Annotated in this window: 22 protein-coding genes; 19 read left to right on the top strand and 3 right to left on the bottom strand. The window is 44.6% G+C overall.

The features are described 5' to 3' along the window. The first annotated feature begins 220 nt into the window (after window positions 1–220). The 14 genes from MED92_RS08345 (at window position 221) to MED92_RS08280 (ending at window position 17,929) form a co-directional block, all read left to right on the top strand. Entirely contained in the window at window positions 221–2,026 is a 1,806-nt protein-coding gene (locus MED92_RS08345; protein ID WP_007021092.1) for a flagellin N-terminal helical domain-containing protein, read from the top strand. 92 nt (window positions 2,027–2,118) lie between these two features. Next, entirely contained in the window at window positions 2,119–2,496 is a 378-nt protein-coding gene (locus MED92_RS18505; RefSeq protein WP_007021091.1) for a flagellar protein FlaG, read from the top strand. Window positions 2,497–2,543: 47 nt separating this feature from the next. Next, window positions 2,544–4,631: a flagellar filament capping protein FliD gene (fliD, locus tag MED92_RS08335; protein ID WP_007021090.1), complete on the top strand. Its 2,088-nt coding sequence runs from the start codon at window positions 2,544–2,546 to the stop codon at window positions 4,629–4,631. Between the two features lie 9 nt (window positions 4,632–4,640). Further along, the gene (locus MED92_RS08330; RefSeq protein WP_007021089.1) at window positions 4,641–6,644 is read left to right on the top strand and encodes a motility associated factor glycosyltransferase family protein; all 2,004 of its coding nucleotides are present in this window, start codon (window positions 4,641–4,643) and stop codon (window positions 6,642–6,644) included. Window positions 6,645–6,781: 137 nt separating this feature from the next. After that, window positions 6,782–7,765: a UDP-N-acetylglucosamine 4,6-dehydratase (inverting) gene (gene pseB / locus MED92_RS08325; protein ID WP_007021088.1), complete on the top strand. Its 984-nt coding sequence runs from the start codon at window positions 6,782–6,784 to the stop codon at window positions 7,763–7,765. Continuing rightward, on the top strand, window positions 7,714–8,667 hold the full coding sequence (locus MED92_RS08320) for an aldo/keto reductase (RefSeq protein ID WP_154715154.1): 954 nt from the start codon (window positions 7,714–7,716) through the stop codon (window positions 8,665–8,667). The genes pseB and MED92_RS08320 overlap by 52 nt, the downstream gene beginning before the upstream one ends. Further along, window positions 8,664–10,694: an aminotransferase class III-fold pyridoxal phosphate-dependent enzyme gene (locus tag MED92_RS08315; RefSeq protein WP_007021086.1), complete on the top strand. Its 2,031-nt coding sequence runs from the start codon at window positions 8,664–8,666 to the stop codon at window positions 10,692–10,694. Before MED92_RS08320 ends, MED92_RS08315 begins: the two co-directional genes overlap by 4 nt. Window positions 10,695–10,705: 11 nt before the next feature. Beyond that, entirely contained in the window at window positions 10,706–11,569 is an 864-nt protein-coding gene (locus MED92_RS08310) for an SDR family oxidoreductase (protein WP_007021085.1), read from the top strand. After that, complete coding sequence (locus MED92_RS08305; RefSeq protein WP_007021084.1) at window positions 11,556–12,647, top strand: N-acetylneuraminate synthase family protein; 1,092 nt, start codon at window positions 11,556–11,558, stop codon at window positions 12,645–12,647. Before MED92_RS08310 ends, MED92_RS08305 begins: the two co-directional genes overlap by 14 nt. Next, window positions 12,648–13,286 (top strand): glycosyltransferase family 2 protein, encoded by a 639-nt coding sequence (locus MED92_RS18500; RefSeq protein ID WP_007021083.1) that lies wholly within the window; start codon window positions 12,648–12,650, stop codon window positions 13,284–13,286. A 109-nt stretch (window positions 13,287–13,395) separates the two neighbouring features. Then, the gene (locus MED92_RS08295; RefSeq protein ID WP_007021082.1) at window positions 13,396–14,721 is read left to right on the top strand and encodes a nucleotide sugar dehydrogenase; all 1,326 of its coding nucleotides are present in this window, start codon (window positions 13,396–13,398) and stop codon (window positions 14,719–14,721) included. After that, window positions 14,718–15,692 carry an NAD-dependent epimerase/dehydratase family protein gene (locus MED92_RS08290; RefSeq protein WP_007021081.1) on the top strand — a complete coding sequence of 325 codons (975 nt, stop codon included), beginning with the start codon at window positions 14,718–14,720 and terminating at the stop codon, window positions 15,690–15,692. The genes MED92_RS08295 and MED92_RS08290 overlap by 4 nt, the downstream gene beginning before the upstream one ends. Window positions 15,693–15,701: 9 nt before the next feature. Further along, window positions 15,702–16,988 carry an aminotransferase class I/II-fold pyridoxal phosphate-dependent enzyme gene (locus tag MED92_RS08285; protein WP_007021080.1) on the top strand — a complete coding sequence of 429 codons (1,287 nt, stop codon included), beginning with the start codon at window positions 15,702–15,704 and terminating at the stop codon, window positions 16,986–16,988. Window positions 16,989–16,990: 2 nt separating this feature from the next. After that, window positions 16,991–17,929, top strand: a complete 939-nt coding sequence (locus MED92_RS08280) for an NAD-dependent epimerase/dehydratase family protein (protein ID WP_007021079.1) — start codon at window positions 16,991–16,993, stop codon at window positions 17,927–17,929. On the opposite strand, the gene MED92_RS08275 is transcribed toward MED92_RS08280, so the two are convergent. From MED92_RS08275 to MED92_RS08265, 3 genes are read right to left on the bottom strand one after another with little or no spacing between them, the layout of a single operon-like run. Further along, a complete protein-coding gene (locus MED92_RS08275) occupies window positions 17,926–18,639 on the bottom strand; it encodes a class I SAM-dependent methyltransferase (protein ID WP_007021078.1) in 714 nt (237 codons plus the stop codon). The two genes, MED92_RS08280 and MED92_RS08275, sit on opposite strands and share 4 nt — an antisense overlap. A gap of 3 nt (window positions 18,640–18,642) precedes the next feature. After that, on the bottom strand, window positions 18,643–19,506 hold the full coding sequence (locus MED92_RS08270; RefSeq protein ID WP_007021077.1) for a glycosyltransferase family 2 protein: 864 nt from the start codon (window positions 19,504–19,506) through the stop codon (window positions 18,643–18,645). Between the two features lie 54 nt (window positions 19,507–19,560). Beyond that, complete coding sequence (locus MED92_RS08265) at window positions 19,561–20,982, bottom strand: mannose-1-phosphate guanylyltransferase/mannose-6-phosphate isomerase (protein ID WP_040662437.1); 1,422 nt, start codon at window positions 20,980–20,982, stop codon at window positions 19,561–19,563. Window positions 20,983–21,141: 159 nt separating this feature from the next. Between MED92_RS08265 and fliS the strand changes: the two genes are divergently transcribed. The 5 genes from fliS to MED92_RS08240 form a co-directional block, all read left to right on the top strand. Next, window positions 21,142–21,546, top strand: coding sequence for a flagellar export chaperone FliS (gene fliS, locus MED92_RS08260; protein ID WP_007021075.1), 405 nt, complete (start codon window positions 21,142–21,144; stop codon window positions 21,544–21,546). Window positions 21,547–21,714: 168 nt separating this feature from the next. Then, window positions 21,715–23,163 carry a sigma 54-interacting transcriptional regulator gene (locus tag MED92_RS08255; RefSeq protein WP_040662434.1) on the top strand — a complete coding sequence of 483 codons (1,449 nt, stop codon included), beginning with the start codon at window positions 21,715–21,717 and terminating at the stop codon, window positions 23,161–23,163. Further along, window positions 23,163–24,260 (top strand): sensor histidine kinase, encoded by a 1,098-nt coding sequence (locus MED92_RS08250; protein WP_007021073.1) that lies wholly within the window; start codon window positions 23,163–23,165, stop codon window positions 24,258–24,260. The genes MED92_RS08255 and MED92_RS08250 overlap by 1 nt, the downstream gene beginning before the upstream one ends. Before the next feature lie 16 nt (window positions 24,261–24,276). Beyond that, window positions 24,277–25,641 carry a sigma-54-dependent transcriptional regulator gene (locus tag MED92_RS08245; RefSeq protein ID WP_007021072.1) on the top strand — a complete coding sequence of 455 codons (1,365 nt, stop codon included), beginning with the start codon at window positions 24,277–24,279 and terminating at the stop codon, window positions 25,639–25,641. 213 nt (window positions 25,642–25,854) lie between these two features. Beyond that, window positions 25,855–26,074: acetyl-coenzyme A synthetase N-terminal domain-containing protein (locus tag MED92_RS08240; protein WP_007021071.1), on the top strand; the 220-nt coding region annotated here is incomplete at its 3' end.

Genomic DNA, 26,074 nt, shown 5'->3' with positions numbered 1-26,074 from the left:
AATGTCCAGTGTGATTGTGCCGATAACAAAATGCAACGAGAGGTTAATGCCTTGGATAAGAAAGTTTCGGAAAAATATCATTTTTTTTCTAAAGGGTTTTTATCTCTGGTCGATAACTAACTCAAGCTTGGTTCTCCCACCCCTTCAACCGGGAGTTCCGAATAGCCAAAAAATTCTATTACGGCCGGTCAGACTCGGCTGATTGTGAGGAGAAAATCTCATGGCAATGGTAATTAACTCAAACATTATGTCGCTGAACGCTCAGCGTAACCTGATGATCTCTCAGGGCGATCAAAACCAGGCTATGGAGCGTCTGACCAGCGGTAAGCGTATCAACTCTGCAGCAGACGATGCGGCGGGTCTTGCGATCTCTAACCGTATGACTTCTCAGGTTCGTGGTCTTGACCAGGCGATCCGAAATGCAAACGATGGTATCTCTCTGATTCAGACGGCTGAAGGTGCATTGGATGAAACAACTAACATCCTGCAGCGTATGCGTGAGCTGTCTATTCAGTCTGCCAACGGTACTTACGATGAAGGTAACCGTGGCACTCTGAACGCTGAGGTTCAACAGTTGGTTGCTGAGATCGACCGTATCTCTGAGACAACTAAATTCAACGGCCTGAATATTCTGGACGGTACGCTGGGTAACGTTGATCTTCAGGCGGGTGCTGACGCGAACGAAACTATTGCCCTTGAGATTGGTGCACTGGACTCACGTTCTATCGGTGGTTCTGGCGGTACTATCATCGGTGAAGCTGTTACTGCTATTGGTGTGTTGGAAACAATCACTGGTGCAACTGGTACAGGTGCGCTAACTATTAACGATCAGGCAATCAGCTCGCTGACTGGTGAAGCGATTCTTCAAGATCAGCTAGACAGCATCAATGCAGACATTAATGACTACGGTGCTGAAGTATCTACATTGGTTGAGTGGGAATCAGCAGGTGTTGGTGATGGTGTTCTGGTTGCGGGTACTGATGAAGTAACTATTACTGTTACTAACAACTTTGAAGATGCTACATCTTTCGTTATCACTGATACTCAGAACATGGATGATCTTGTTAGTAAGATCAATGATGTTGCAGGCGGTACAGTACAAGCTTCTGTTAACCAGGATGGAAAACTGATTCTGCGTGCTGAAAACGCAGGTTCTATCGCTGTAGCAGATACAGCGGGTCGTGTAGACGAAGCGTTTGGTCTGTCTGCAGGTACTACTACAGATACTCAGTTCTTCTCTTTGGTAGTTAATGACACAAGTGCTGATCAGTCTGGTGTTAAAATTGAGCAGGCAGGTACAGGCGCATCAGCTGCATATGATATTGCTGACAACATCGGTATTGATCTGAGCGATGATAACGGTAACTTATTATCTCAATCTCTTTCTGGCACAGCAGACCTGAGTGGTACTACTGTTCAGGCTGGTGACTTGATCATCAACGGTGTTGAAATCGGTGAAATTACTGGTGGTACAACTGAAGCGCTGACTGTTGACGCTGCTGTTGAAGCGATCAATAAAATGTCTGATCAGACTGGTGTTGTTGCATTCGAAAGTGATACTTCTGGTGCCGGTGGTGTAAGCGGTATCGGTCTTCGTTCCGCAAGTGGTGACGAAATTGCCATCGAGTATGCAAGTGATCTGAACTCTACTCAGGAAACTGCAATTCTTAACCTGACAGGTCTTCAGGAGAGAAATGCTTCTGAAGGTGCGGGTAGTGTCGCGTCAATCGACATCTCTACTGCTGCGGGTGCGCAGAAAGCTATCGGTATCATTGACTCCGCTCTGGAAGAAATCAACGCTACTCGAGGTGATCTGGGTGCGATCAATAACCGTCTGGACTTCACAATCAATAACCTGTCAAACGTATCTGAGAACGTAGCGGCTGCCCGTTCACGAATCGAAGATGCTGACTTTGCTGCTGAATCTGCTGCACTGTCACGAGCACAGGTACTCCAGCAGGCGGGTACTGCAATGCTGGCACAGGCTAACGCTGCGCCACAGCAGGTACTGTCACTGCTTCAGTAAGATAGCGACTATACTTACTGAAAGAGTTCAAGTCCCCCTGAGCTAGACAGCGAAGGGGGATTACTCAAAGGTTAACTAAGAGGATATGAGTTATGGCTATTGAATCAATGAGCGCCGCAAATGCAGCTGCTAATGTTGTTCAGCCGTCTCAGCAGCCTCAGCAAGCGGATAAAGTTCAGCGTCAGCCTGTGGAGCCTCAAAATAATGAGCGTTACCAGCAGCAGGCGAAACAGACGCAGGAAGTATCTGCTGAGAAGCTGGAAGCTGCAATTGATCGCCTCAATGAGATGATGAAAAGCGGCCAGCGCTCTCTGAATTTTTCTGTAGATTCATCTTCGGAAAAAGTAGTAGTTCAGGTTCGCGATTTAAGTACCGACCAAGTCATTCGACAGATTCCAAATGAAGAAGCTCTTCGCTTTGCTGAATCACTGGATCGTATGATGGGCTTGATCTTCAACGAGGAAGCCTGAGACACTACAGGCTTCTTCCACTCACCTAAAATCCAGAGGCAATGGCAATGAGTGATAGTATCATTAGATCACTGGGTGCCGGTTCTGGTATCGACACCACCAGTCTAGTTTCCCAGTTAGTTGAAATTGAAAAAGCTCCTCAGGAGCAGCGTCTTAATACACGTCAAGAGACGCTGGAAGCTCAAATATCTGCATACGGTACGTTAAAAAGCAGTCTTTCCGAGTTTCAAAATGCCATGGCGTCCCTTGCGAGCAATGATACATTCAATGCTCGTTCAGTGGCTTTCCCTGATTCGACGGTGATAACACCGAATTCAGTAGATCCAGGTGCACAAACAGGTACTTATCAGATAGAAGTAGTTGATGTGGCACAAGCTCAATCCCTTGCTACAGGTTCCTATGCGGATAAAGATGCTGCTCTAGGTGAAACTGGTACGTTGACAGTAAGCTTTGGTACCTGGACTTATGATGAAGATGCTGCCCCAGGAGCGGATGCTGATGCGATAAATGAGCCATACTCCTTTGTCTCTAATGATGAGCGGGCTGCGTTAAATATCAGTGTCGAAGCCAGTGATTCCCTGGATGATATTGCAGATAAGATCAATGCTGCTGATGCAGATGTTCAAGCGTCGGTGTTATTGGTTGATGGTCAGTATCAGTTGCTACTGACCGCTCCGTCAGGAAAAAATAATGCGCTACGAATCTCAAGTGATGATGCAACAAAAGGTGATGCTACGGGTTTAAGTGTTTTCGAATTTAACGAAAATGAGCACTCTCAGGTCACAGAGACACAGCAGGGCAAAGATGCGGAACTGAAGGTCAATGGATTAACGGTCCTTCGTGAAACAAACGAAATAAATGATGTTATTCAGGGATTCAATTTTTCGCTGAATAAGGCAGACCCTGGTAATAGCCTCACCTTTACAGTTAGTGCAGACAAAAGCGGGGCTCAGCAGGCAGCCCGAGATCTTGTGGAAGCCTACAACCTATTCTATCAAACGTCGCAGAATCTGGTTGGCACTAGTACTGATGAAAACAATCAGACTGTTAAAGGCGATCTTTCAACAGATGGTACCGCTAAAACCCTAATCAATAGAATTCGTACGGCGGTGACTGCTGAGGTAACCGGTTTAAGTGGTGGTTTTACTGCACTCACCAATATTGGTATCAGGACTGAGTTAGATGGCACGCTTTCTATCAATGAAGATGATTTTTCAAATGCGTTTAATAATAACTATGATTTGATAGAGAACTTATTCGCACAAAATACGCAATCTAGCAGTAATCAGGTCACCGTTGGTGTAGGTAGCTATGCAAATGAAACCGTACCTGGTAGCTATGATGTTGTTGTAACCACCAATCCAGAGAAGGCAACTGTTTCAGCTAATGCTGAGACTCTGGATTTCAGTTCGCCCCCTGTCACTTTAGGGGCCGATTATGCTTTTAAGGTTACGGTCGATGGAACGAAATCCGAAGATATCGTTCTTAATGGTAGTTACTCTTCTGAAGAGGAGGTGCGTGCTGATTTGCAAGCTATGATTAATGGCGATACCAATCTTAAAGCGGCAAATGTAACCGTTGATGTTGCTTATACTGCTGGGCAGTTTGTTTTTACATCGCGAAGTTATGGCGCATCCTCAGAGGTTAAATTCGAGTCAGCTGACTTTGCGAACCCAGCAAAAGCGGCAGAGCTTGGTTTGGCTGCGCTTTCAGATATTGGCGTTAATGCAGAAGGTACTATTGCTGGGAAAGCAGCGTTTGGTTCAGGGAATGTTTTGCTTCCTCCAATTGGATCCGACTCATACGGATTGAACTTTACAGTTGGTGAAAATGCAGTTGCTGCAGGAACCGTTTCCACAACCTTTACACGTGGTATCGCTGGAGAGCTGACCGTATTGATCGATAGCCTGCTATCCAGTAGTGGCACAATAGAAAACCGTGAAGAGAATATTAATTCTGCACTAGAGGATGTAACAGAAGATCGCGCTGAGCTTGATAGGAGAATGGAGAAGGTTGAGGCAAGGCTCTATTCCCAGTTTCTGGCTATGGAAAGAATTATCAATAGTTTTCAGAGTACAGGTAATCAACTTGATGGTATTCTGGATCGTCTACCATTCACTGCGCAGTCTAGCTAAAGGTTATAGATGGGTTTTCAGGAAAAGTTTGAGCAAAATAAAGTAGTTGACGCCATCTTCACGAAGAATATGCAGTTCTTCGAACTTCTGTCACCAGATGTCTATGCTGAGTTCAAGAGTTATGAACCTCAGAATTTAACTCTTGCGTTTGATGAAAGTGAGCATATAAACATCATCAACCGTAAGACAGGCCGTTTTGTTTATCCGGAACGCCCTGAACAATACGCGGATAAGCAAGTAGATAAGTTTCTACGTGATACTAAAGCCAGTGTGATTCGGTTTTACAACCCGCATGTAGTTGATACCCAATATTTACATCATGAAATGATGGATAGCCTGGTTGAGCTCCGCGGTGATGCGTCAATGCCAGAATTTTTTGCGCAGGATGAACAGCTGATCCAGCAGCTTTTCATTGTGGGAATTGGTTCAGGGCTGCATATAAAAGCACTACTTGAACAGAAAGCCCTCAACAATGTCGTCATCATTGAAAACAATAAAGACTCATTCTACCTATCTATGTATTTCGTGGATTGGGAAAGTATTTTCAGAGCGGTAAAGGGTCAGTTAAAGATCATTATTGGGGATACAGAGAAAGAGATACTCGACAACCTACATCAGTATACCTACGAGGTAGGTAACTATGTATTTACTAAAATGTTTGTTTACCGACATTACGTAAACAGTACACTAGATACACTTCTCGAAAACTTTTTCAAAAAACTGCTGGCTCCGAGTGCTGCCGCGGGGTTTTATGATGATGAAAAAGTAGGTTTGGCACATACCGTAGAGAACTGTCAGAGAAATATACCGCCCTCAACTGTTGGATTGTTACAACGTAAAATTCATTGTCAGTTACCAGCAGTCGTCATTGGTAATGGCCCCTCTTTGGACGGGAGCGAACACTTTTTAAGGGCTAACAAGGATAAGATGATTCTTATTTCTTGTGGTTCAAGCTTAAGTGCTCTCGAGGGAATGGGAATTAAGCCTGACATTCATGTTGAGCAGGAGCGCCCATATGATACTTACCGCTGGTTGATTAAATCGACCACAGAAAGCTTCCGTCAAGGGATCTATTTCTACGGTTTAAATACGGTACATCCGGATTGTTTCAGTTTATTTGATGCGGATAAAACCGGTCAGTGTCTCAAGCCAAATGATTTAGGTTCTATTTATCTTTCAAGGTCCATTAAGAAGGGCCACACACTGTCTTTCGCTGACGGGTCTAACCCAACCGTAACTAATTTCGGCCTTTCCCTATGTGTGCTTCTGGGGATGAAGAATGTCTTCCTTGCTGGTGTTGATCTTGGTATGAAAGAGATCGATAAACACCATTCTGAGAAGAGTTACTATGCCAAAGCGAAGGATGAGTCACCAAACATCTTTAAATTCATTGAGGCGACCGATGATAAGTTTAAGATTAAAGGTCGGGATGGTAAGGAACTTTATACAAATGCTGCCTTTAACAGTTCTAAACTAAACATTGAAAGGCTTATTGATAAGTATGGTCTTAATGTTAAAAACCTTAGTGATGGTGCCGAAATTCGTGGTGCAGCCTTTGAAAGTAATGACTATATAGTTAAGGAAGTTGCTGGCAAGGACAAGATTAAAACTCTGCAGGCACTGCATGAAATGGTGTTTAGTTCTGAGGGAGTCCTACCTGAAAGCAAGGACAAGGTTAAAAGCAAGGTTATTATAGAAGCAGAGGGACTATTTTCTCAGTTGAGGGAAATCCTGAAATTGACTGTGGAAAATGAAGAGCAGCTGGTTAACAGGTTATCCGAGATAAGAAATTCATTCTGGCAAACAAAGCTAGATGGTTATACCGCGATGTTGTTTAAAGGCTCTATTGAAACAATGTTGTCAGCTGTTTACTCGGTTGTGCTTTACGGTGGAGTAGAAAATTATTCTGAGAATTTTGCTAAAAGCTGTCAAATTGTAAATCGTTTCCTTGATCAGGTAGAGGAAGATATGAAGCATAACCTCTACAACCTTGATACATATTGCAATTTGTAGAATTTTCCGAATTGTCGCACGTTAAATAGTTATATAACTCGCTGAAAATAAAAAACTATTTCTAGCTGTTATAATTACCTTAGTATACGTACTATTGCGCTATGTTAACGGCTGGAAAGAATCGGGTGAAATCCACTATGCTAAAAAATTCAAGTATATTGATAACCGGTGGAACAGGTTCGTTTGGACATAAATTTGTACAAATGACGCTTGAAAAATACGATCCCGAAAGGCTAGTTATCTATTCCCGAGATGAGATGAAGCAATGGGAGATGGCAAAGCTGTATGAGGGCGATGAAAGAGTTCGCTTTTTCATTGGTGATGTTCGAGATAAATCCCGTTTGGTCAGGGCGCTTTCTGGAATAGATTATGTCGTTCATGCAGCGGCGACTAAGATTGTTCCTACGGCTGAGTACAACCCCTTTGAATGTGTTAAAACAAATATCAATGGCGCGATGAACGTCATTGATGCTTGTTTGGACAAGGGGATTAAATCTGTTGTCGCGTTATCGACCGATAAGGCCAGCAGCCCGGCTAACCTCTACGGTGCAACCAAACTTACTTCTGACAAGCTTTTTATTGCTGGCAATTCATATGCGGGTAAAAGCGAAACTAAGTTTTCCGTTGTTCGTTACGGCAATGTCATGTGTTCTCGTGGTTCGGTCATACCCTTTTTCCATAGCTTGAAAGCTGAAGGGCGATTGCCAATTACTGATGACCGTATGACTCGTTTTATGATCTCTCTTGAACAGGGGGTGGGGCTCGTATGGCAAGCTTTTGAAGATATGGTCGGTGGTGAAATATACGTTCGAAAGTGCCCCTCAATGACAATCACGGATATTGCGCAGGCGGTTTGCCCTAATGCTGAGCATTATACAATTGGTATACGCCCCGGGGAAAAGTTGCATGAGCAGATGATAGGCTCTGAAGACGCTTTGCATACTTTTGAGTATCAGGATTATTTCAAAATACTTCCAGCGATTTATGGTTGGTGTGATGATCCTAAGCGAATTAAAGACGGCGTGAAAGTTGCTGAAAATTTCACATACTCGTCTGACAATAATGATGTTTGGATGAGTCAAGATCAATTGAAAAAATGGCTGTCAGAGAATGGCTATTGAACTTGAGCTATTGCTATAAGATGGGTAGGGCTGTTGACCGACTAATATTGGGGGCAGCTCAGTTTGGGCTCAGTTACGGTATCACAAACCCAAGTTCTGATCAGGTTCCTTTCGAAGAAACTGAAAATATCATCCGTTTTTGCAAAGCGAATGATATTGTCCAACTGGATACAGCAGCTGTCTATGGAGACAGTGAAACGGTTCTAGGTAAACTCCAGTTGAGTGAGATGCTGGTTGATACCAAACTACCCCCTAACAATCAATTTACTCGCTGCTGCTCTCTTCGCGATGCTGTAAATGCTTCCTTGGAAAGGCTTAACCTCTGCTCGTTAAATACGCTTTATTTCCATTCTTCTTCTGACCTCTTAGCGAGTGATGTGTCCGTCCTTGAAGATGACCTGGAAGGGCTTAAGTCTGAGGGCATTATTCGTAGGTTCGGGGTTTCAATTTATGACCCCGAGGAGCTTGGCCCCATTCTGGATGTCATTAAGCCCGATGTTATTCAAGTTCCTTATAATCTTTTCGACAACAGGATAGTCAGCAGCGGATGGGCAAAGCAATTGAGTGTTTTAGGGATCGACATTAATGCTCGGTCCGCTTTCTTACAAGGCGTTTTGCTAGACAATGAAGAGCAATATCATCGGTACGCCCCATCCTGGCAACCCTATCTGAAGTTATATCATGATTGGTGTGCTGAGCTGGATCTGTCAAAATTACAGATTGCTTTAGGCTATTTTTTTTCATGCCCCTATCTATCTAAAGTAATAATAGGTGTGCATTCATTAGATCATTTGCAGCAAATAGCGGGTGCTATTGAAACGGTCTCATCTATAGAGCTAGATTTCCCAGACTTTAACGCCCCCAGAAACTTATTTGACCCTCGAACATGGACAAAAAAATGAAAGTGCTGATGATTGTACAGGCTCGCCTTGGATCATCGCGATTAGCTGGAAAGGTCCTTAAAGAGGTTGTTGGCCAGCCTTTACTTAAAATTATGCTATCGCGCTTGAGCAAGAGTAAATGTGCGGATCAGATTGTAGTGGCTACTGGGGAGGAGCATGAAAATGCCTCCCTTATTGAGGCCGTTAAAAGTTGGGGGTACTCAATTTACGCGGGTAGCCAACATGATGTGCTAAAGCGCTTTTATGATTGCGCCGAGCAATATAATCCTGAATATGTTGTGCGCTTAACGGGTGATTGCCCTCTGATTGATGTCACTTTGGTGGATGAGGTTATTGAGTCTATTCTGAACAGTGATTTTGAATATGTTTGTAACAACTATCCCGCCACATATCCGGATGGTCTTGACGCAGAGGTTTTTACTTTTGACGCGCTGAAAAATGCCTATCTAAATGCGGTTGATTCCTATGATCGAGAGCATGTGACACCTTACCTGCGTAAACCGGGCTTTTTTAAAACTCATACTTTAAGTGCAGATAAAAATCACTCAGATAAACGTTGGACTCTTGACCAAATAGAAGACCTAGAGGTGATAAAGTTTGTTTTTGAGGCTTTGGCACCTGACGTGCATTTTGGTTGGAAAGAGGTGCTTGAATTACAGTGCGAACAGCCAGCTAAATTTGAAGCTAATTGTGAAATTCAGAGAAATGAAGGGTCTACAATGAGTTCTGGTACAAAATTATGGCGCAGAGCTAAGCAGCTTATTCCAGGTGGCAACATGTTGCTTTCAAAGCGCCCCGAGATGTTTTTGCCTGATGGATGGCCAACTTATTTTTCAGAAGCCTCGGGTATCGTTGTTAAAGATCTGGATGGGAATAGTTTTACCGATATGGCGCTTATGGGGGTTGGAACCAATACGCTTGGTTACGGCCATCCAAAAGTAGATGAGGCTGTGCAGAGAACCGTAAGACAAGGAAATATGTCCAGCTTGAATTGTCCAGAAGAGGTCATGCTGGCGGAAAGAATGGTTGCTCTACATCCTTGGGCTGATATGGTGCGATTCTCAAGAGCTGGTGGAGAAGCTAACTCGATTGCGATTCGCATTGCGCGGGCTGCTACAGGCCGGGATAAGATCGCTGTTTGTGGTTATCATGGCTGGCATGACTGGTACCTGTCAGTTAACTTAAGCTCCGATGATTCCCTGGATCAGCATCTACTCCCTGGATTGGACCCGAAAGGGGTTCCTAAAGATCTGGAGGGCTCCGTTATTACCTTTATGCCCAATGATATTGAACGTTTGCGTGGCATTATCGAAGGTGATGAAATCGCAGTCGTAAAAATGGAAGTAAAAAGAAATATTGAGCCTGAGGATGGTTACCTTCAGGCTGTTAGGGAATTGTGCGATAAGCATGGGGTCGTGCTTATTTTTGATGAGTGCACATCGGGCTTCAGAGAAACCTTTGGTGGTTTGCATTTGAAGTATGGGGTCAACCCGGATATGGCTGTGTTTGGTAAAGCGCTGGGCAATGGATATCCAATTACCGCAGTGATTGGTACCCGTGATGTTATGGATGCTGCTCAAAGTACCTTTATCAGCAGCACCTTTTGGACTGAGCGAATTGGCCCTAGTGCTGCTTTAGCAACCTTGGAGGTGATGGAACAGGAGCAATCTTGGCTTCAGATCACCGATTATGGTTGTAAGGTTCGTGATGCTTGGAAGCATTTGGCTGAGCGTTATAAACTGGATATAGAGTGCTTCGGTCTACCTGCATTAGGCGGTTTTTCATTGAAAGGTGAGCAGGCAGTCGTATTAAAAACCCTGATATCCCAAGAGTTATTAAAGCAGGGAATTCTGGCATCAAATGCACTTTATCCCTCGATAGCGCACACTGAGGATCATCTTCTCAGCTACTTAAAACATCTGGAAGCTGTTTTTTCGACATTCTCATCATGTATCAAGCAAGGGGATGATCCTATGGGTCTTCTGGATGGGGCTTTATGTCATAGTACTTTCAAGCGTCTTAATTAAGGACGACCATTATGAATGTTCTTGTATTGGGCGGGAGTGGGCTACTGGGTAGTGCATTAATGCAGAGCTTCAAAAAATTGAAATGGAACTGTTATACGGCAGGCAGATCCGAAACGCATGATCTTCAGTTGAAGGGGGTGTTTGTCCAAGAGCTGACTGAGTTTCTTAGTAAAAAACAGATTTCTCATGTTGTTAATTTAGTAGCGCTGACCAATGTAGATGCCTGTGAAGAAGATCCATATAAGGCCTACCAGATAAATACAGAGTTTGTCGATCAATGTATTTCTGCTGTCCAGGGCATTCTACCTAAGACAATAAAGTTTATTCACATATCAACGGATCAAGTGTATTCAGGAATCGGACCTCACCTAGAAGGGAATGCTTACCCGATCAATGTTTATGGCCTGACAAAATTACTGGCTGACAAGTCGGTTCTGCGCGCTGAAGGGTTGGTATTAAGGGTTAACTTTTTTGGTAAAAGTTTGATAGATGGAAGGTCTAGTTTTTCTGATTGGGTGATACAGGCTCTACGGGAAAAGAAACAGATCCCGGTCTTTGAAGATGTTTATATCAATGCGTTATCCATAGCTAGTTTATGTGAAGAAATTCAATGCAGGTTGGTGGATTTTAAGCCGGGTATATATAACTTGGGTACGTCAGATGGTTTTTCTAAAGCCGAATTGGCGTTTGCAATAGCGCGAAAATTTGGTTTTGATGAAGGGTATCTTAGCGAAGTAACAGTGGAGTCGGTTGCCTTGAAAGCAAGGCGCCCAAATGACATGCGAATGGATGTTAGCCACTACCAAAATAGTTTTAATACCAATCTGCCTTCGCTGGAGCAAGAATTGGACAGGATTATAGATGAATATCAGTAATACACACTCACCTTTGATCGTTAATTCACATTCTATTTCAGAGTCAGACCCTACCTATTTTATTGCCGATATTGCCGCAAATCATGATGGTGATCTTGAAAAGGCTAAAGAATTGATATGGCTTTCAGCAGAAGCGGGAGCCGATGCAGCTAAGTTTCAGCATTTTAAAGCCGATACCATCGTCAGCGACTTTGGTTTTAAGTCATTGGGAGGGCAGCAATCGCACCAGTCCACCTGGGAGAAATCTGTTTATGAGGTTTATGCTGATGCTGAAGTCGATTTAAACTGGACTGAAGAACTGGTTAATACCTGTAAGCAAGCTGAGATTGATTTCTTTACCAGCCCTTATGATTTCGACTTAGCTGATTATATTGATCAATTTGTTCCCGCACATAAGATAGGTTCGGGTGATATTACCTGGCATGCGATGCTTGAGCATATTGCTAAGAAAAATAAACCTTACTTTCTTGCCACGGGCGCGTCTGAACTGGCAGATGTTGTTGCCGCTGTGGAGGCTTGTCTTAAGATTAATCCAAAGCTAGTTTTGATGCAGTGTAATACCAACTACACGGCTAGTTTGGAAAACTTTGCTTACATTAATCTGAATGTCTTAAAAACCTACCGGACTCTGTTTCCAGAGTTAGTATTAGGGTTAAGTGATCATACTCCCGGTCATTCCACTGTTTTGGGGGCGGTTGCTTTAGGTGCTCGAGTTATAGAGAAACATTTTACAGATGACAATCAGAGAAATGGACCTGATCACAAATTTTCAATGAATCCGGTTACCTGGAAAGAGATGGTTGATCGCACAAGGGAGTTGGAAGCGGCGTTAGGCTCCCCCATAAAAAAAGTGGAAGCTAATGAAGCTGAGACAGTTGTTTTACAGCGAAGGTCTGTTCGTTTAACCAGAGACATGAAAGCAGGTGAAGTATTAGTCGAAGCCGATTTAGAATGTCTACGGCCCGCGCCAGTAGACGCTTTCTTGCCCTATCAGTTGCAGGATGTTATTGGGTTATCGTTAAAGCAGGATATGGTTAAAGGTGAGCACCTGAGGCCAGATCTTGTTGGTAAGCTATAAATGAAAACGGCTGTTGTGATTCCCGCGTTCAACGAAGAACAGACCATTTCCTCCGTTGTATCAGAGGTGTTAGCTTTTGCTTTGTTGGCTATTGTTGTGGATGACGGTTCCAGTGATAAAACAGCAGAAAAGGCAGAGCAGGCAGGTGCTACAGTGCTTTCTGCTCAGCATAATCTCGGCTACGATGGGGCAATTAATCGGGGATTTGAGTACGCAGCTGAGATGGGATTCGATTGTGTTATAACTATGGATGGTGATGGTCAGCACCCTGGGGATGTATTGCCAGAATTTTTAAAGCAAATGCAGGTGGCAGATTGTGTGGTTGGGTTTCGTTCGGAAACACAGCGCTGGTCAGAAAGGTTTTTTGCCTCAGTCACGAGTACGTTGTGGGGTATTAGAGATCCTTTGTGCGGAATGAAGGCTTATAATATCGATATCTGGCGCGAAAATGGTGCTTTTGATACCTATAAATCTTGTGGTACTGAGTTGTTGATCAGGGCTATTCGTACAAAACGTACCGTTAAGCAATACCCTGTCCCCATAGTGCCGCGTGAAGACGAATCACGATTTGGCGGTAGTCTGAAAGCAGATGTTTATATCCTGAAAGCCATGCTCAAAGGGCTTTTTAAACGATTTTGACCTTGTTTCTACACGAAGGTCTATCTCCTGATATGTATTTCCTCTTATGTTTAGGGCCTTTAGGCCGAAATATAAGCTATAGATTTTATCCGTTTACTAAGGAGTATTCATGACAAGCGTTGCGGTCATGGGAATGGGTTATGTTGGATTAACGTTAAGTGTTGCCCTTGCGAAGAAAGGCTTTAATGTTATTGGAGTCGAAAAAAACCTTGATGTGTTGACACAGTTAAAAGAGGGAATTCCGCACTTTACCGAGAAAGGTTTAGCACCTCTTCTCAGGCATTATGTCAAAGCTGGTAAGATTCGATTAAGTCAGAATCTGGTGGGTGTTGGTAAGGTCGATACATATATTATCTCGGTCGGTACACCATTACATAAGAGTAGTAAAAGGCCTAATACGGACTATATCGGTCAAGTTTTGGAAGAAGTGGGCGGGCATGTTCAGCAAGGTGCCTTAATTGCCCTCAGGTCAACAGTTGCTGTAGGCACCAGTCGCAAGATCGCCATTCCAGAAATTGAGAAGAGCTCTGGTTTGCAAGTGGGAGACGGTTTTTCTTTTGCTTTTGTGCCAGAGCGCACTATCGAGGGGAATGCGATACAGGAATTGGAAAAGAATCCACAGGTAATTGGTGGCTTTGATGAGGCTTCGATTCAGAAAGCTTCTCAGATGTTTGCAAAACTCACGCCTACGATTCTTTCTGTTTCCAGTCTTGAAGCTGCTGAGATGGTTAAATTGATGGATAATTCCTATCGTGATTTACGCTTCTCATATGCGAACCAAGTAGCGCAAATTTGTGAGTCTATGGGGTTGGACGCTAATGAATTAATTGATTGTGCCAATACTCATTATCCTAGAAACTCTATTCCGGTTCCCAGCCCAGGTGTCGGCGGTGCTTGTCTCTCGAAGGATCCATATATACTTGCGGATGCGGCAAAGAAGGCAGGAGCAGATGCAAGTCTGTTACTGGAGGGCCGACGTATCAATGAAGAGATTGTTGCGGATATTGTTAATCGGGTAGCCGCGCGACTTGATGTGATTAAAAAGCCAATGGATCAGGTGACCATAGGCATAGCCGGTTTGGCATTCAAAGGCCAGCCTGAGACATCGGATCTTCGAGAATCAACTTCTATATGGTTACTGGAGCAGTTTTCTGCCAATTATCCAGAGGCGCTTATCAAGGTCTATGACCCGGTTATTTCGGATACTGAACTGGAAACTCTGGGTTTTGAGGTCTCTTCCTCACTTGAGCAGTTAGCGTCTGGCGCTGATGTATTAATGTTGATGAACAATCATGCATCATACACTGAGATCGATCCTTATATGATTACTTCGAAAATGCGCCAACCCTGCCTGTTTTATGACGCGTGGCGAATGCTTGAGAAGAACATGTTTGATGAGTTAGATAATGTGGAATACTTGGGGGTGGGTGTATGAGTAAAGTACTCATAACCGGTGGAACAGGTTTTATCGGCCTCCATCTATCGCGAAAGATCGCCGAAGAGGGGCATGAGTTATATATTGTCGATAATTTTGCCAGAGAGTATTCAGGAGATGCTGAACTGAAGGAAGTTATCGAGAGAGAAAATGTTACCTTAGTCAGGGGGGATATCACTGACCCCGGGTTGTTTGTGGAGCTTGATAATGATTTTGATCAGGTGTATCACCTCGCCGCCATCAATGGCACAGGTAATTTTTACGAGATTCCTGATCAGGTTCTAAGGGTAGGCGTTTTAGGTACACTCAACCTATTGGAATGGCTAAAAACCAATCCACAAGCAAAAATTGTTTTCTCTTCGAGTTCGGAAGCCTATGCGGGCACTTTATCGTTGCTCGGAAATGATTTTCCTGTTCCGACCCCTGAGAATGTTCCGCTGGTGATTGATGATGTAGCCAACCCTCGTTGGAGTTACGCCGCAGGCAAAATGGTCAGTGAGGTCGCACTTAACTGTTATGCACAGGCTCACGGGCTTACAAACTTTTCTATTATCCGTTACCACAATGTTTATGGTCCAAGAATGGGATTCAAACACGTTGTCCCCCAGATGATAGAAAGAATCGTAAAAAAAGAGTTTCCTTTTAAGGTTTTTGGCGCGGATGAGTCCAGAGCTTTTTGTTATGTTGATGACGCTGTCAAGGCAACCCAGCTGGTGATGGAGTCCGCTAAAACATGTGGAGAAATTTATCACATAGGGAAACAAGAAGAGATTAGCATAGAGGCATTAGCTAAAAAATTGCTTTTAATTACCGGCTCTCCTACTGACACCCTCGCTGAAGCTTCCTTCCAGGGCAGTGTTAAACGAAGGTGCCCTGATGTAACGAAGCTTGAGGAGCTTGGTTATGAGGCCTCAGTAAGCTTGGACGAAGGTCTGAGGGCCTGTTACGACTGGTATAAAAATAAGTTTTAAGGCGTACTGATGAATAAATCTGAAATCCGAAACCAGATATTTGCGCTTGTCGAAGCGTATTTCTCTGCCGATATGCAACAAGAAACCTTCATTCCGGGTCAAAGTCGTATTGGTGTGGGTTACCCAGTGTTTGACCACAAAGAGATCAATAATGCGATTGGTTCATTGTTGGATGTGTGGCTCTCAATGGGACCAAAGGTTCGTCAGTTTGAAGCCGATTATGCTGAATATATTGGAACCGATTATGGCATTGCAGTTAACTCTGGCTCCTCTGCCAACTTGCTGGCGATCAATGCATTATTACAGGCCGGTTATGTCAAGCCAGGAGCTGAAGTTATCGTCCCGGCAGCCACTTTTACTACGGTTATCTCACCGCTTCTGCAAAATGGGCTTAAGCCCGTTTTTGTTGATATAGACGGTGATACTCACAACATATCAGTAGATGCGATCGCTGAAGCGATTAATGATAATACAGGGCTAATAATGCCGGTTCATTCTCTGGGTCTGGCAGCAGATATGCCTGCTATCAATAGACTGGCTCAGAAGCATGGCCTCCCGATTTTGGAAGACTGTTGTGAAGCTCATGCAGCGGCCATTGAAGGTCAGCGTGTAGGCTCCTTCGGACTTATCTCCACTTATAGTTTTTTCGTGGCTCATAACATGACCACGGGTGAGGGTGGAATGGTGATGACGTCGGATAGCCGATTAGAAAAGATTCTGCGTTCTACGCGAGAGTTTGGTCGTTTGACTGAATATGATTCATCTCAAGACCGATTCTATTACAGTGATGGCTTTCTGAATGAATATGACGAACGCTATGTCTTTGAGAAAGTCGGCTATAACGTACGAATGACTGACATATGCGCAGCTTTGGGAATTGAGCAGCTAAAGAAATTAGATGCACTGACACAAGATCGTATTAATAATGCCGAGTTTTATACCGAACAATTGAAAGAGTTTTCGTCGTTTTTACAACTGCCTTACGTGCCCGAGAGCTATCTGCACTCGTTTTATGGTTATCCTATTATTGTGCGTGACGATGCACCTTTTAAGCGTCAGGAGTTAGTACGTTTCCTGGAAAGCAGGAATATAGAAACAAGGGCATTTATGGGAGGGAACCTTGCGCTTCAGCCGGCCTATCGTGATGACCCAGCTATCAGAATAGCGGGAGACCTGAAACATACTGAGCTAATGACAAGAAGTGGCTTTTTTATCGGTTGTCATAGCATGATTAAGGCTGAGCAACGTGATTACATAATCGATGCTTTCAGATCATTCGTTAGCTCGGTAGCGTAAAAATGCGTTTTCAGGGTAAGCGTGTATTGGTGACAGGAGGTGGTGGCTTTATTGGTAAGCATCTCTGTGCAGCCCTGATGCAGGAAGGCGCAGAGGTGAAAGCTCTGCGCTCGAGTGAATGTGATCTATTATGTTATGAGCAAATTGAAGTAAGTTTGCAAAGCGAGTCATTTGACCTGATTTTCCATCTGGCTGCAGATGTGGGAGGGATAGGTTATATGCAGGCTCATGGAGCCGAGGTATTTGAAAATAACCTATTGATGAATACTCAACTGTTACATGCGGCTCGACGTAATGGGGTAGGCAAGCTTGTTAATATTGCTAGTATCAATTGTTATCCAGCCGAAGCTGAAGCGCCTTATTTGGAGTCTTCGCTGTTTGACGGCCAGCCGGCGCTTCCTGTGCTGGGATATGCTTATGCTAAACGAGCCATGCTTGTCCATTCTGAATTAGCCCGGCAGCAGTTTGGCTTCAACAGCATTAATCTTATTCTCGACAGCGTCTATGGGCCGGGGGAGAGTTTTTCCCTGGATACTGCTAGAGTTCTTCCTGCGAATGTGGCGCGATTTGTCGATGCAGCTCATTCAGGGGTGGAAGAAGTTACTTGTTGGGGGACAGGGGAACCTGTAAGGGATTTTCTACATGTTGATGATGCTGTCTCCGCAATAATACAAAGCGCCTCCTCAATAGAATCAAGCGCTCCTGTCAATATAGGTTCCGGAAATCCACTCAGTTTACGTAAGTTGATTGTCAAAATAGCGGACCAAGCAGGTTACCGAGGCAGTATTAACTGGGATCACAATAAACCAGACGGTCAGGCCGTCCGCTATATGACGGTGGATAGGCTTAAAAGTTATATTGATTGGCGTCCGCGGATCGATCTTGATGACGGGATAAAAGCGATGATTCATCACTACCGCCATAAAGTTCTTAGTCGCTAATTGCCAAAATCTTCAGCAGAACACAGCGGTAGTTTGTCGTAATTCTTTTTAAAAAGAACGAGTTTGCGGGCGTAATAGCTTATCGGGTTATCGTAAAATGGGTTCAACTGATCTGAAGTAATCTCTATGATTTCTCCTGGGGTTTGATTTGATTCATACCAGCGTTTTTCAAGTATCGGTTCCATAATCCCAGAGCAGCTAACTGCTTCAGCGAAATCCTGTTTATAGGTGAAAAATCGTGGGTCGTGATTGTATGAAGTTCGATAATCCTCTGCCGCGACAAAGTCCATGATGAGTAGATATTTTTTGCTACAGCGAAGAAGTTCACCTATCGCTTGAAGGTACTCATTTCGGCCAACCCAGTGTAACACTGACCATGCAGTTACCAGATCGAACTGTTCAGTCTCAAATGGAAGTGCGTGGGCACTGGCTTGAGTAAAACTTAGTTGAGCGTTGTGTTGGTGCTTCTTTTTAAGAAGTGATACCGCATCCTCTGATAATTCGACACCGACACCATTAGCACCCAGTTGTTTTGATAGGTGGTCTAGATTCGCTCCATTACCACAGCCAACATCAAGCACGCTATCGGCTTCCAAGTTTTCTAGAATCTGGTATTCATTCAAAACACTTAAACCATGTGGCAAGTCCAGATAGGATGAAGTGTAACGTGTTGATTCATTTGAAAATTCAGCTGTTTGATTCTTGCTCATAGGTTACCTGCTACTGCGCAAAGCGCATTTGGCCCAGCCGATGTATCGGCTTGATGTAATGTAAATAAGAAAAGGTAAAGTGGTGAATCGCTGCAGCCCTTTTATTTTGATAAATGGCTTGATGAGTTCCTCTCTGAAGGGGTAAAGAAGGCTCTGAATTTTCCGCCCTATCGACCAATCGGGGCCGTTCTTAGTGTAAATTTCAAAGTCGCTCCGGCCATAATTCTTCCATCGAGCGCTGATTTCGCTGAGGGATGAAGGGTTGCTTTCATAAATAACAGAATCTGATATGGCGAATTTGGCGTTATAAACTACTCGCCACCGGTCACATAATTCAGAGTCATCTGACCAGGAGCATGCGGGGTCGAATGGGTGGCTTTTCAGCTTTGTTGCGGGGAATAGACTCGGTGTTCCTATATAGTTCCTGACACCCGGGAAAAAACGGGTTTTTTTATACTCATTTAGTGAACGACTCAGATAGCCTTTCGGTTGTAGATGGGTGACCGCAGATACACCGTTCACGGCAGTTTCGCTCATGTAATCGAGCATAGACTGAACGCTACCTGGCGGCATGATATTGTCACAACCGCAATTTAGGATGAACCTGCCTGACGCAACTTCTATACCGAGGTTTCTAGCCGCTCCCAAGCCTTGGCGTTGATCTTGCAGAATACAGTCTACATAAGGTTTGGCCAATTCTTGAGTACCGTCTTCAGAGTCAGCATCGACCAAAATAATCTCATAGACGCCGTTTTCTCGGAGGCTTTTCAGGCAGGAAACGATCGAGTCAGCCGCATTCCAGCTACACACAACTGCTGATACTGAATTACTCGTTTGTGAGTCATCTTGATATTGGGGTGAATTCATCGGTTTAAATCTTGTGTGAGGTTTATTCGATATATCGGCCAAAACCGATATTAGTTAACTTCTACCGTAACGGTCATCAAAGCGGATGATGTCATCTTCACCAAGATAAGGGCCTGCTTGTACTTCAATTAACTCGAGAGGAATTAAACCCGGATTTTCAAGGGCATGAATGGTGCCGATGGGAATATAAGTGGATTCATTTTCGGCAAGAAGAAAACTTTGTTCGCCTTTAGTCACTTGTGCTGCGCCACTGACAATAATCCAGTGCTCGGAGCGATGGTGGTGCATTTGAGTAGACAGCTTAGCACCGGGTTTTACGGTGATATGTTTGACCTGATACCGATCCTGCTTAAATATTGAATAATAATGGCCCCAAGGACGGTGAACTAAAGGGTGGCTAATATGCTCATGCCGATTGTTTGTTTGTAGTTGGGTAACAATATCCTTGATCCTTTCAGATGCGGATTTAGGTGCAACCAGAACGGAGTCCTGTGATTCAATCACAATTAAATCATTGACACCGATTGTAGTTACCAAACGGTTTTCGGCTCTGATATAGCTGTTTTGTGTATCAGTCGTAAGTACGTCGCCTAAGATAACATTATTATCGGAGTCTTTATCAGACGAATCCCAGAGCGTTTTCCAAGAGCCTACGTCGCTCCAGCCAACGTCAATCGGTATTACACTGCTGAGCTTGGTGTGCTCCATGATGGCATAGTCGATTGAATTGGATGGGCAATTTATAAACTCACTTGCACCGACACGAACAAAATCAAGGTCATGAGCTTTCTTTTGGTATGCTTGTTCGCATGCTTTATGAATGTCACCAGCATATTTTTGCAGTTCAGAGAGGTATGTGCTGGCTTTAAACATAAACATGCCTGTGTTCCAGAGATAACCACCCGTATTGAGGAATTCGGTGGCTCTCTTCAGATCAGGTTTTTCTTCAAAGGCTACGACTTCAAAACCCTCATCCTCGGCAGCTCCGCTCTTTATATATCCGTAGCCGGTTTCCGGTCGTGAAGGAATAGTGCCAAATGTTACTAATTTCCCTTTCTTAGCCAGTGTTATCGCTTTGCTCACGGCTTTTTCGAAACCGCAAATATCATTTATTTCATGATCTGCAGACAAGACAAGTAATATAGGCTCACCGTCTGCAGATCCAACATTGCTTTGAGCATGATGTGCCGCTAATGCAACGGTGGGGGCTGTATTTTTACCCTCAGGTTCAAGAATGATATCAGTCCCGGAGGCCATCTCTAGTTTTCTGATTTGTTCCGCTGCAAGAAAGCGATGCTCTTCATTACAAACCAGTATTGACTTATTCCACTTCAGGCCCGAAATGCGCTGATATGTTGTCTGGAGCATGCTGTAATCGGGTGAAAGTAAATTCAGGAATTGTTTTGGCTTCTGTTTTCTCGAAAGAGGCCATAAGCGTGTGCCTGCACCGCCTGCCATGATGACGGGAATAATCATATCTATACCTGAGTTTGGATCTCGGCGGATCATTTAGAGGATCGTTATTATTTCCTTATTTTAACGGCATGACTATTTTTTTCTTAAAGGATGTATCTATTAGGCCGATCTATTGTTTATTATATTTCTAGTAATTAAACGTAAAGAAGCAGGTTATTTATGAGCGTTAATCTTAATGCTTTGAAGCAGTACCAAAGTGTAGATCTTAGAGCAACAGTTGAGACGGCAAGTCCACATAAACTGATCTCAATGCTTTTGGACGGCGCGCTTGGAGCTTTAGCCAAAGCAAAGGGCTCTATCGAAAGGGAAAGCATTGAGGAAAGGACGCAGCACTTAAACAAAGCCTCTGAAATTGTAGTGGGGCTGCGTGGTAGTTTGGATTTGGAGCAAGGTGGGGAGGTTGCGACCAACTTGGATGCTCTTTATGACTATATGTTGCGAGCTATTATGCAGGCTAACCGTGATAGTGATGCAGAAAAAGTTCAGGAAGTGATGAACTTGATGCTAGAAATCAAACAGGGCTGGTCGGAGATGCCTAACGATATTCAGATTGGCGAAAAGTAAGTACTTTTCGTTAGCTTGAAAAGCCGCCTAGAGCGGCTTTTTTTGTGCTTGTTTATAGGGGTGTCAAAAAAACAGCATATTTTTTGTTTGCCTGATTTTGTGTCGAAATATTGACAATTTGGTTTATGGGGGTAACTATTACCCATAGAATTATTGTTAATGGTTGGAATGCTTGGCATGTCTTCTTTGTTGGTAATCGACGATGATCTTAGTCGGCAGGACTTCTTAAAGTCTGCGCTGTCTTTTTTTGATCAGAATTATCAGTTTTTCGGTTTGGTTGACTGGCTCCAGTCAACGGATGAAGTGCGTGATCCCTCTGAGGCAAAACTGGTACTGCTTGGCCAGAGTGAATTGCCAATATCGCTGGAAAAGCTCCTGCGAGACTTGCAGGTTAAAATGCCTCACTGCGCGGTTGTTACCTTGGGTAAATGGGATGAGCTATCCGAATTGCCCGATGATCTGGGGGCCAGTTGTATTGGTGAGCTTCCTACGCCCTTCGACTATCAGCAGCTCCTGGATATGTTGCACAAAGCTCAGTTGTTTAATCAGCAACGCCTAGCGGGTGAGCAGTCTGGTGTCGATGGGCTCTTTTCGAGCCTCGTCGGTGCGAGTAAGCCGATGGCTAAAGTTCGCAGGGCGATGGCGCAAGTAGCAAGCCGCGATGTTAATGTTCTGATTACTGGCGAATCGGGTACAGGTAAAGAGGTGGTTGCTCGAAATCTTCACGAGCACTCTATCCGCAAAGATGGGCCGTTTGTGCCCATTAATTGCGGAGCTATTCCCGCTGACCTTTTGGAAAGTGAACTTTTTGGGCATGAAAAGGGCGCGTTTACAGGCGCTGTATCCAGCCGGCCAGGTCGTTTTGAAATGGCTGAAGGGGGTACACTGTTTCTTGATGAAATAGGTGATATGCCTCTACCTATGCAAGTTAAATTGCTGCGAGTTCTGCAAGAGCGAAAGTTTGAAAGAATAGGCGGAACTAAAACGCTTGAGGCGGACATCCGAGTTATTGCAGCGACCCATAAAGATCTGGAATCGATGATTGAAACGGGTGAGTTTCGTGAGGATCTTTATTATCGCTTAAACGTTTTTCCTATTGAGATGCCTCCACTGCGGGAGCGCGTTGAAGATCTTTCTGCACTGATGGATGAGCTGTTAGGCCGTCTTGCCGTTCAGGGTTTTGAAAGGGTTCGTTTGCAGCCTAGTGCTATCCAATCTTTACTTGCTCACCCCTGGCCAGGGAATGTTCGTGAATTATCTAACCTGATAGAACGCTTAGCGATTATGTATCCGAACGGGGTTGTTGGCGTTTCAGAATTACCTCCCCGTTTTCAACATGTGGAAGAGCCTAATCCGGAACGTTATCAGGAAAGCGTTGTCGAGGAAGACGAGGGTGTTTCTGTCATGCCACATGCAGGTCTCGCTCAAGTCGCGCTTGATCTTTTGCCCGATGACGGGATTGACCTTAAATCTCATTTAGAAACGATTGAAAAAGCGCTGATTGAGCAGGCGCTAAGTCGGTGTGAAGGCGTTGTCGCAAGGGCAGCGGATATTCTGCAGATCCGCCGAACTACTTTGGTTGAAAAAATGCGTAAATACGGGATACAAAGAAAATAATGGCAAGTGAAAAGGAATATCTCGAGCGTATTGCTCAACTTGAGAGTGAGCTGGCATTCCAGAAACAGCAGTTAGCACAGATCAGTACTAGCGATGGGAAAAACGCTCAAGAGGCCACCGTCAGCGATCGCTATCGGCATCTGTTAGCCGTATTGCCGGCAGGGGTTGTTTTGATCGATGGCAAAGGTTTGGTGGCTGAAGCCAATCCTGCAGCGCGAAACCTTCTGGGCGAACCTCTTATTGGAGAGCCCTGGCATCGGATTATCAGTCGTAGCTTTGCGCCACAGCGTGATGATGGGCATGAAGTCTCTCTAAAAGATGGGCGCAAAGTGAGTCTGATGACCCGGGCTATGGAAAATGAGCCTGGGCAGTTGTTGTTGCTCACCGATCAGACTGAAACCCGATTGCTACAAGGCCGGCTATCGCATTATCAGCGTCTTTCCGAAATGGGGCGCATGATGGCCTCGCTTGCTCATCAAATCAGAACGCCATTATCAGCAGCGCTTTTATATGTTGACCATCTGACTCGGTCCGATTTACAGCCAGAGCAGCGTCTGAAATTTGCTACAAAGGCCAAATCAAGGCTAACCAATCTTGAGCAGCAGGTGCGGGATATGCTGATCTTTGCCCGCGGCGAGATGCGTTTAGATGATCAGATAAGTGTTAAAGATCTTGTGGCTGAGTTTGAAGATCTTCTGGATCTGCCCTTAGTGAATCATGATGCCGACTGCGACTGCCAGAATGAGGTGCCAGAGCTTCAACTGCATTGTAATAAAGAGGCGCTGCTGGGGGTCTGCATGAACCTAGTCGAAAATGCGTTGCAGGCTTGTGGTAAAGGAGCAGAGCTTATTGCCAGGTTCTATCAAGTTGATAACCGTCTGCGTATTGATATCGTAGATAGAGGTCCGGGGATGAATGCTGATTCATTGAATCGAGCCCTGGAGCCTTTTTATACCACTAAATCCCATGGTACGGGTTTAGGTCTGGCTGTGGCTCAGGTGGTAGCGCATGCGCATCATGGCAGTTTTATGCTGGATTCAAAAGAGGGGCAGGGTACTGTGGCTAGCCTTGTTTTGCCAATAAGCGACGTTGAATAAGAGTAGCGGATAGATTATGTCGAATCGTATTTTGATCGTTGAGGATGACAATGAGTTGCGTGAGGCTCTTTGCGATACGCTTGAGTTGGCTGGTTTTGACTATATAGAAGCTGAGGATGCTGAAAAAGCGTTAGCGCTGTTGACTGAGCATCAGGTCGATATGGTCGTCACTGATGTGAATATGCCGGGGATGGATGGGCATGAGCTTTTAAGTCAGATTCGGCAGAGTTATCCCGGATTGCCGGTTATGTTGATTACCGCTTTCGGGCAGGTCAGTAAAGCCGTTGAAGCGATTAAAGCGGGCGCTGTAGATTATCTGATGAAGCCTTTTGATTCAGATGCGCTGATCTCATCGGTAAGACGTTTCGCGGTTGGGCAAGCGGTGACAGAAGAGCAGGAGCAGCCGATAGCTGAAGAGGGGAGTAGTAAGCAATTACTTCAGTTGGCCCGACGTGTTGCCGCTTCCGATTCAACTGTCTTAATTTCAGGTGAATCTGGAACAGGTAAAGAGGTTTTGGCTCAGTATATTCACTGCAATTCGCCTCGTGCCAAAGAGCCTTTTATTGCGATTAACTGTGCTGCTATTCCTGAAAATATGCTCGAAGCTACGCTGTTTGGTCACGAGAAGGGTGCGTTCACAGGCGCCTATAACAGTTCACCGGGTAAGTTTGAGCAGGCCAACGGCGGAACGATTCTCCTGGATGAAATATCTGAAATGGATCTTGGGCTTCAGGCGAAGCTTTTAAGGGTCTTGCAGGAGCAAGAAGTTGAGCGTATCGGTGGTCGAAAGGTCATCAAGCTTGATGTGCGGGTGTTGGCGACAACGAACCGTAAGCTGGAGTCCTACGTTCAGGAAGGCAAATTCCGTGAGGATCTTTATTATCGGCTAAATGTCTTTCCGTTGCAGTGGAAGCCATTAAGGGAACGTCCCGCGGATATTGTGCCTCTGGCAGAGCGACTGTTCCTCAAGTATTGCCAGAAAATGCATAGAACACCTGTGAGTTTGTCTGAGCAGGTTAAATCAGATCTGCAAAGGTACTCGTGGCCGGGCAACGTGAGGGAGTTGGATAATGTCGTTCAGCGAGCTTTGATCCTTCAGACCGGACCTGAAATTGGTGTGTCTGATTTGATGCTTAATCCGGATGAATTAAGCGAAGCCAAAGTTGAAGATGTGGCTGTCGAAGATGATGATCTGGCGGGGCAATTGGGCGAAGGGATGCGTCAGCACGAGTTCCAATTGATCATCGATGCGCTTAAAGCGACCCATGGCAGTCGAAAAGATGCGGCTGAAAACTTAGGAATCAGTCCCAGAACCTTGCGCTACAAATTGGCCAAAATGAGGGAAATGGGATTGGATCTGGACAAGTTACTAGGTCGATAGTCTATAGCTACTCCCGCTTTTAGGGGTTTGAATAGCCTGCTAGAGACTAAGGTCTTAGCCCGGATATACCAATGTCTAATTCAGAGGTTGGTTGCCCCTTCTGTATAAATCTAAGTCCTGATTTAAAAGACTCGAACGTGCCTGATAATAACAAGAGCAAGTGGGCGCGACTGAGGAAGAAAAGAATATAACAATCAAGCTAAGGGCATCACGATGAGTGAAAAGGTATATCCAGTAAGTCCGGAGATCGCGGCTAACGCGCACATCGATAACGAAAAATATCTGGCGATGTATGAGCAGTCTGTAAACGATCCAGAGGCATTCTGGGGTGAAGCAGGTAAGCGCATCGATTGGTTTAAACCGTACACAAAAGTTAAAAACACTTCTTTTGATCCGCACAATGTAGACATCCGTTGGTATGAAGATGGTACGT

The organism is Neptuniibacter caesariensis, from assembly GCF_000153345.1.
Classification (GTDB): Bacteria; Pseudomonadota; Gammaproteobacteria; order Pseudomonadales; family Balneatricaceae; genus Neptuniibacter; species Neptuniibacter caesariensis.
This window is presented reverse-complemented; position numbering and strand designations above follow the sequence as displayed.

What these genes read in the sequence shown, in the direction of transcription:
- MED92_RS08315 (WP_007021086.1), top strand. Translation starts at nt 8,664, where the DNA reads ATGAAAGTGCTGATGATTGTACAGGCTCGCCTTGGATCATCGCGATTA.
- MED92_RS08290 (WP_007021081.1), top strand. Translation starts at nt 14,718, where the DNA reads ATGAGTAAAGTACTCATAACCGGTGGAACAGGTTTTATCGGCCTCCAT.
- fliS (WP_007021075.1), top strand. Translation starts at nt 21,142, where the DNA reads ATGAGCGTTAATCTTAATGCTTTGAAGCAGTACCAAAGTGTAGATCTT.
- MED92_RS08250 (WP_007021073.1), top strand. Translation starts at nt 23,163, where the DNA reads ATGGCAAGTGAAAAGGAATATCTCGAGCGTATTGCTCAACTTGAGAGT.
- MED92_RS08295 (WP_007021082.1), top strand. Translation starts at nt 13,396, where the DNA reads ATGACAAGCGTTGCGGTCATGGGAATGGGTTATGTTGGATTAACGTTA.
- MED92_RS18505 (WP_007021091.1), top strand. Translation starts at nt 2,119, where the DNA reads ATGGCTATTGAATCAATGAGCGCCGCAAATGCAGCTGCTAATGTTGTT.
- MED92_RS08245 (WP_007021072.1), top strand. Translation starts at nt 24,277, where the DNA reads ATGTCGAATCGTATTTTGATCGTTGAGGATGACAATGAGTTGCGTGAG.
- MED92_RS08280 (WP_007021079.1), top strand. Translation starts at nt 16,991, where the DNA reads ATGCGTTTTCAGGGTAAGCGTGTATTGGTGACAGGAGGTGGTGGCTTT.
- MED92_RS08345 (WP_007021092.1), top strand. Translation starts at nt 221, where the DNA reads ATGGCAATGGTAATTAACTCAAACATTATGTCGCTGAACGCTCAGCGT.
- MED92_RS08275 (WP_007021078.1), bottom strand. Translation starts at nt 18,639, where the DNA reads ATGAGCAAGAATCAAACAGCTGAATTTTCAAATGAATCAACACGTTAC.
- MED92_RS08270 (WP_007021077.1), bottom strand. Translation starts at nt 19,506, where the DNA reads ATGAATTCACCCCAATATCAAGATGACTCACAAACGAGTAATTCAGTA.
- pseB (WP_007021088.1), top strand. Translation starts at nt 6,782, where the DNA reads ATGCTAAAAAATTCAAGTATATTGATAACCGGTGGAACAGGTTCGTTT.
- MED92_RS08310 (WP_007021085.1), top strand. Translation starts at nt 10,706, where the DNA reads ATGAATGTTCTTGTATTGGGCGGGAGTGGGCTACTGGGTAGTGCATTA.
- MED92_RS08305 (WP_007021084.1), top strand. Translation starts at nt 11,556, where the DNA reads ATGAATATCAGTAATACACACTCACCTTTGATCGTTAATTCACATTCT.
- MED92_RS18500 (WP_007021083.1), top strand. Translation starts at nt 12,648, where the DNA reads ATGAAAACGGCTGTTGTGATTCCCGCGTTCAACGAAGAACAGACCATT.
- MED92_RS08330 (WP_007021089.1), top strand. Translation starts at nt 4,641, where the DNA reads ATGGGTTTTCAGGAAAAGTTTGAGCAAAATAAAGTAGTTGACGCCATC.
- MED92_RS08285 (WP_007021080.1), top strand. Translation starts at nt 15,702, where the DNA reads ATGAATAAATCTGAAATCCGAAACCAGATATTTGCGCTTGTCGAAGCG.
- MED92_RS08255 (WP_040662434.1), top strand. Translation starts at nt 21,715, where the DNA reads ATGCTTGGCATGTCTTCTTTGTTGGTAATCGACGATGATCTTAGTCGG.
- fliD (WP_007021090.1), top strand. Translation starts at nt 2,544, where the DNA reads ATGAGTGATAGTATCATTAGATCACTGGGTGCCGGTTCTGGTATCGAC.
- MED92_RS08265 (WP_040662437.1), bottom strand. Translation starts at nt 20,982, where the DNA reads ATGATTATTCCCGTCATCATGGCAGGCGGTGCAGGCACACGCTTATGG.